The sequence below is a fragment of the uncultured Altibacter sp. genome, assembly GCF_963972995.1.
In the GTDB taxonomy this organism is placed as follows: Bacteria; Bacteroidota; Bacteroidia; order Flavobacteriales; family Flavobacteriaceae; genus Altibacter.
In genome coordinates this window covers 1-5721 of the sequence record NZ_CAXAXI010000053.1, presented here as the reverse complement: position 1 = coordinate 5721, position 5721 = coordinate 1, and the positions used below count along the sequence as shown (strand labels likewise).

Here is a 5721-nt window from a genome sequence, read left to right as displayed (position 1 = left end):
CGGGATTACTTCCCAAGCCGTTAAAAAATATAGGTCTGCTTACAATTCCGTTGTTCAATGTTCCCTTTGTGTAGGTCATTGAATAACTGTGATTTGCAGGGTCGGTATAACCCGTTTGCGGTCGCACAATGTATCCTTTGCCTACATCAATACTTCCATTGTAAGAAGTCCAAAAATTATTATTGTCATCGGCAAAGTTAGTTCCACCGGCCGGCACCCCGGGATGAGGGATAAAATTGCCGGGATTCTGATTTAAAACTAAAAATGCATTGGTAAAGACATCATTTCGTGTCTCAGCACTCATTGGACTACCCATGACCATAAAGTCTCTGGTTTGAAGGATAGGCGTTTCTAATGCTACACTAATACTGTTGTTATTATTGTTTACAGTCGCCGTATCGTCTGTTTGAACAACACTTCCGGTGTGTTCTACTACCAGACTTCCGTTGACAGTGATGTCTTTTGTTATATTAATATAATCACCCGCAGCGACTGTTAAAGTTCTAGCGGAATCCACCTCACAAGTACAAGCGTCTATGCTGGAATTGGAAGGGTTTAAGATATCGGTTGTTTTGTAATCTGTACTGATTTTAGCATTCGATCCAATACCCGGAGCACCATTACTCCACGATCCACCTCCTAGATAAGTGGTTGTTTCGGCAGCCACGGTAACCGTGGCAACACAAGATGCTTTATTTCCGTAATCATCCTCCACCGTTAGGGTTACATTGAAAGTAGATCCGACATCATCACAGGTAAAGGTAGTTTGACCTGTCAACGTTCTATTCACGATCCCTCTATTATCGGTAGATCCACCGTCTACATCAAGGGCAGAAATTGTAACAGATCCGGTATTCTTGTCAAGCGTAGCGGTAAAAGGTTGACATACCACTACAGGGTCTACATTGTCGTAATTAGGATCTTTTACAACAAAAAGCCCTCTGTCGTAGTTGCTAACAATAATATGGCCGCTTTCAAAATAGGGGTATACGTTCCATGCACCGTTAAAATTAGCGGTATTGTTAGGCGTATAGGTATCAAAATAGGCGATCTCTTGAATATTTTGATTTGCGATATCTGAGATCTTAATAACACGCAATCCTGCAGAATAATTTGCGATATAGAAACGATTTCCGCGGACATACCCATTGTGGTCGATGGCCAAGGTAGCGCCAAAATGCTGAAAATGTTCTACGGGGTTATCAAGGTCACTAAAATCGAATATGATGGTACGTGTATTATTTCCCGCATTTCCTCCGGAATATTCATCCTGTTCATCTCCCAAAAGGAAATAACGCTGATCTTCGGTAAACCAACCTTGGTGTGTATATCTCTTATAACTGTAATCTAAATTGGAGATATGCTGAATGTTGGATTTGTTCGTAACATCCAAGATCACCACTTTATCTTCATTGCTGCCAATATAGATTTCGCGTCCTGTATAATCTGTGTCGGGGCCATTATACGTAATTACTTGTGCATCGTGGCTATAGCCCATACCTGCATAGTACGCAGCGAATGTTGGATTTGTTGGATTCTGAATATTCAATACAATGGGACCTCCATTACCGTTCGCATTGGCACCTAGAATATAAGCAAAGCCTGTATCCTCATTGATAATGATGTTGTGTGCTTTTCCGAAGCCATTGTAATGTGCATCATTTGTAAAAACTCTGTTCTTGTTTTCGGTTAACCCTCTTAATCGTTTCAAATCGAATACCTGCATGCCATGATTTGAAGCTTCACTTACTATAAAGGCATGATTTTGATATACTTTAACATCTCTCCAAGCACTGTTTGAAGTTTGTGTGGGAAGCTTTCCTAAGTGTCGAAGTCCTCCTGTACTGGTAACTTCCAAGAAAGCAGTGCCATTGTCCAAGCCCACAATAGCATATTCTTTTCCATTTTGAGGATCGGTCCACCCCCAAGAGTCATTCCCGGTTGAGGTGGCACCAAGTCCCGAAGAACCGGTGAGAGGCTTGTAAGCCATCAGGTCAAGACCATTACAAGGATAGCCGCTTGCAGTTCCTCCCGAACATGGAGCTTGTGCCATAATAATCATACTGTTAATTAAAATAGCAAGTAGTATTAATTTTTTCATTAGTTGAGGGTTTATTATTATGATTCTTTAAAAAATTGACTCTAGTCAATAAATGTAAATTCTACAGTACAAGGAAGTCCAACCCCTACATGGCCTCTTCCATCTCCGGAATTACCGGAATTTTCAAAATGGTCGGCAACGAATATATCTATTTCTAAACTAAAATAATAGGATTGTCCTGCCGTTAAATTAACATACAGGATTGTGTTGGTATCGTGCTTTAGTTGCTCGTAGTAGGTACCGCCTCCAATACCACCATTGTACAGTCCATAGGAGTGGGTATACACAACATTTGGAGTTCCATTGAAGGTAAATCTAAAGAGACCCTCCATGGTGGCCATTTCAATGTTTCCTGATACGGGTAAATTAATCTTTCCTGCGGCAAAATTCGTATTTACTTTAATTCTATACGTTCCGGTGTATTTTGGAATGAAATAATTATCGGCACCTAGACCGGGAACTTCAGCCCAGTCTGAAGACGCATTGTTATAAGCCGTACTTCCTGTTACTGTTCTGAAATCCAGCGTGCTTTGCTCAAACAAAGCTGAATCCTGTCTCAAAAATTGAGGGTTCCACTGTGTCCCGCTCCATGCATAAATTCCCGGAGACACATCGTTTGCACCTGTTGTAGTAGTTGCTGTATTAAAAACAATGGTGCCGGCCACTATGGCACCGCCATTCGGGTTTACCACGGGTGCCATTGAGGCTGTAGATGTCAATGCGACCTTAGGGAACACAAATCCGGTTGCATTATTATTCTGAAGATCGAGCATCCCTTGCGGTGTACTCGTCCCAATCCCTACTTGCGCCAGAACGGTACTACTTCCGAAGAGCAAAAGGAATGTAAAAAAAGGCAAGTATTTATATCGTTTCATAATGATTTCGGTTAGATTAAATTTGGATTGAGGGGTCTTGCTAGTTTTCATCGATATACGATATTTCTATAAAACATGGGATTTCTGTACCCACGTAGCCTCGGCCGTCTAATAAACCAACCAAGTTTCCATTCCCTTCCAATCCCGGAGCATCATATTGATCAAATTCTAAGGAAAAATTATAGGTCTGCCCGGCCGTTAGATTAATATAGATCGTTTTGGAGGTCTGTCTCCAGATATTAGTGAAATCGGTCCCACCATTATAAAAGGCATGATAGGTAGAAAATGATTTCACCGGAATTATATGTGGTGTGCCGTTGAATGTAAAACGGAAATCTCCTTCTGCAACAGCAGTATTGACATCGCCATTATTGACCATTTTTCCACCGCCGTAGTTCACTCTAACCTCAATACGGTAGAGCCCGGAATACGCTGCTGTAAATGTTTTAAAGCTAAGAGGACCTAATCCGGGAACAGCTTGAAATCCTAATAAGGATGAACTTCGAAGCGAACTTGTTTGCTGATGGAGTTCGTGCTGACGGATGAAGAAATGGGTGACCCATTTTGAACCGTCCCAAGAATAAATGCCCGGTTCTACATCATTGGCACCAGTATTGGTAGTGTTCGTATTATAAATGGTTGTACCTACCGCCAAAGCACCGCCAAGCGGATTTACTACCGGGGCTGCCACGTTGGTAGCAGTTAGAGCAACACTGGGGTAAACTACCCCATACTGCGAACTGTTAATATCTAAAATTCCATTTGGAGTTGTAGTCCCAATCCCTACCTGAGCCAACGAAAGATGACTTACGATTAGGAAAAATGTACAAAGGAATTGCGTTGTAGTTTTTTTCATGTTAGTCAGTTTTATTAGTCTCTTACATAGGTAAATTCCACATAGCAGGGCACGTGGTCGGGAATACCAATGTATCCCCTACCTGTTCCTGAATCCCCGTTGTTCTCAAAACCGGGAGAAGCCAATTGGTCAAAACGAAGGCGCCACGAATAGTTCGTTCCGGCGGTAAGATTTACATAGACAAAGTATGAATGTTGTTGCCAGATAGCGTAATAGCGTGTTCCTGAAGTAGAATACACACAATTGGTCTTTGCAGGAATTATATGATTGGTTCCGTTGAATGTGAATTGAAAATTCCCTAATTGAGCCGCGACATCGGTACTGGTTGGAGATAGATCCCGTACATACCCTCCGCCATAATTTACGCTTACCTCAATTTTATAGGTACCTGTAAATTTTGGGGTAAAGGTTTGACCTGTCATACCCGGTATATTCTGATAGCCTCCAGTTGATTGGGGTTGAAACATGGAGGTCTGCTTTACAATCCTAGATTCTTTCTTCGGAAATTTATTAAACCATTCCGAACCGGTCCAAACGTAGATGCCGGGCACGACATCTCTGCTGCCGGAAGTAGTTGTATTGGTGTTGTATACAACCGTTCCCGGAACTAAACTGCCGCCTTGGGGATTTAATACAGGTGCGGCAATATTCGTTCTGGTTAACGCTACACGGGGAAGTACCACCCCCAAATTGGGGCTGTTCACTTCCAAAATACCGTTTGGAGTTGTGGTGTTAATTCCTACAGTTTGTGCTGTGGTTACTTGGGGGGCGAATAAAGCTAATGACAAGAATAAAAAACTTAGCTTTATAGCATAAGTAGGTTTCATAATGTACTATTTATCAATTTGGTTACGACAAGTATACGTAAGAAAACCGATTAAGGTTCAATAAATTCGACAAAAAGCACAAAAAATTAACATATATAGGAAAATACACACAAATAAGTGATGTTTTGAGTGTATTTCCCTATTTGAAAGTATGTTAGGCTGTTATTTTTCTTTTGATCCTACTGCTGTTAATGTTGGTTTTGAGGCAGTAGGTGTATATTCCTTCATTTGTTTCGATTCTAGTACATCTAGTTTAACCGGATCTGGGGCGTCTGGGAAACGCAAATCGCTGTAATTAGAGCGGTTTTCTATGGACCCATTACCTTGATCTTTTCGGTTCGCAACAATATGCCATGAAAATGGAACATTCGAGCTTCCATTCTGTAGCTCCTTCACCGTAAATCCTGTACCAGATTTATTAGTAACATACACCCCATTACAATCTCCTTCAAGCTGAATGAAAACTTTAAGTGGGTGTGTTGCATCCACAATAATGTTCTTTGAAAAAATAGGATCAATCGATATGGTAGCCATACCATTTACAAGTTGGGCTGTGCCATAATCTTCAAAAAGAACTTCGGGTGCTTCCGGAGCAAACATGACCTTTTTCGTATCTCCTACGCCATCTACAATAGTGGAAACTGTACCGTTCCCAATAATCTTATAATTAGTTCCTCCTATTCTGGCCCCGGCATACGCATAGGACGAATTGCTGTTGGAACCGCCACTGTAGAAATAACCGCCGTAATACACATTTTGGTTACCAATAGGGGTTGTGGTATTGGTTACATATCCCGCCAATTGTGCTCGAGGATCCCTAGAATCGGGGAGTAACGGGTCTCCGGTATAGTTGGATTGAAATCTACCGGCTTCCGTAGTACCATTACTGGTAATGGGTCTTTCCGTTAGCGCATACAGCGCAAGATCGGTCGCGTTGGTATTTACACCCACGTTCATAACGGTAGAAGAAGATATGGATGTTGTACTACCCGAAACGGCTCGTAAACCCATGTTGGAAGCCGATGAAACTATTTTATCGGTTACAGCTAGGACACCATTCGC

General features: G+C 41.8%; 5 protein-coding genes. All 5 read right to left on the bottom strand.

The window, feature by feature from the left end; genetic code table 11:
* Window positions 1–2101 (bottom strand): choice-of-anchor B family protein (locus AACZ11_RS12800; protein WP_339832721.1); only part of this gene is annotated, 2101 nt, incomplete at its 3' end.
* A gap of 41 nt (window positions 2102–2142) precedes the next feature.
* Window positions 2143–2976, bottom strand: coding sequence for a hypothetical protein (locus AACZ11_RS12795; protein WP_339832719.1), 834 nt, complete (start codon window positions 2974–2976; stop codon window positions 2143–2145).
* Window positions 2977–3016: 40 nt separating this feature from the next.
* Window positions 3017–3832 (bottom strand): hypothetical protein, encoded by an 816-nt coding sequence (locus AACZ11_RS12790; RefSeq protein ID WP_339832718.1) that lies wholly within the window; start codon window positions 3830–3832, stop codon window positions 3017–3019.
* Window positions 3833–3846: 14 nt separating this feature from the next.
* Complete coding sequence (locus AACZ11_RS12785) at window positions 3847–4659, bottom strand: hypothetical protein (RefSeq protein ID WP_339832717.1); 813 nt, start codon at window positions 4657–4659, stop codon at window positions 3847–3849.
* Window positions 4660–4821: 162 nt separating this feature from the next.
* On the bottom strand, window positions 4822–5721 hold a 900-nt coding region (locus tag AACZ11_RS12780; protein WP_339832714.1), incomplete at its 5' end, for a hypothetical protein.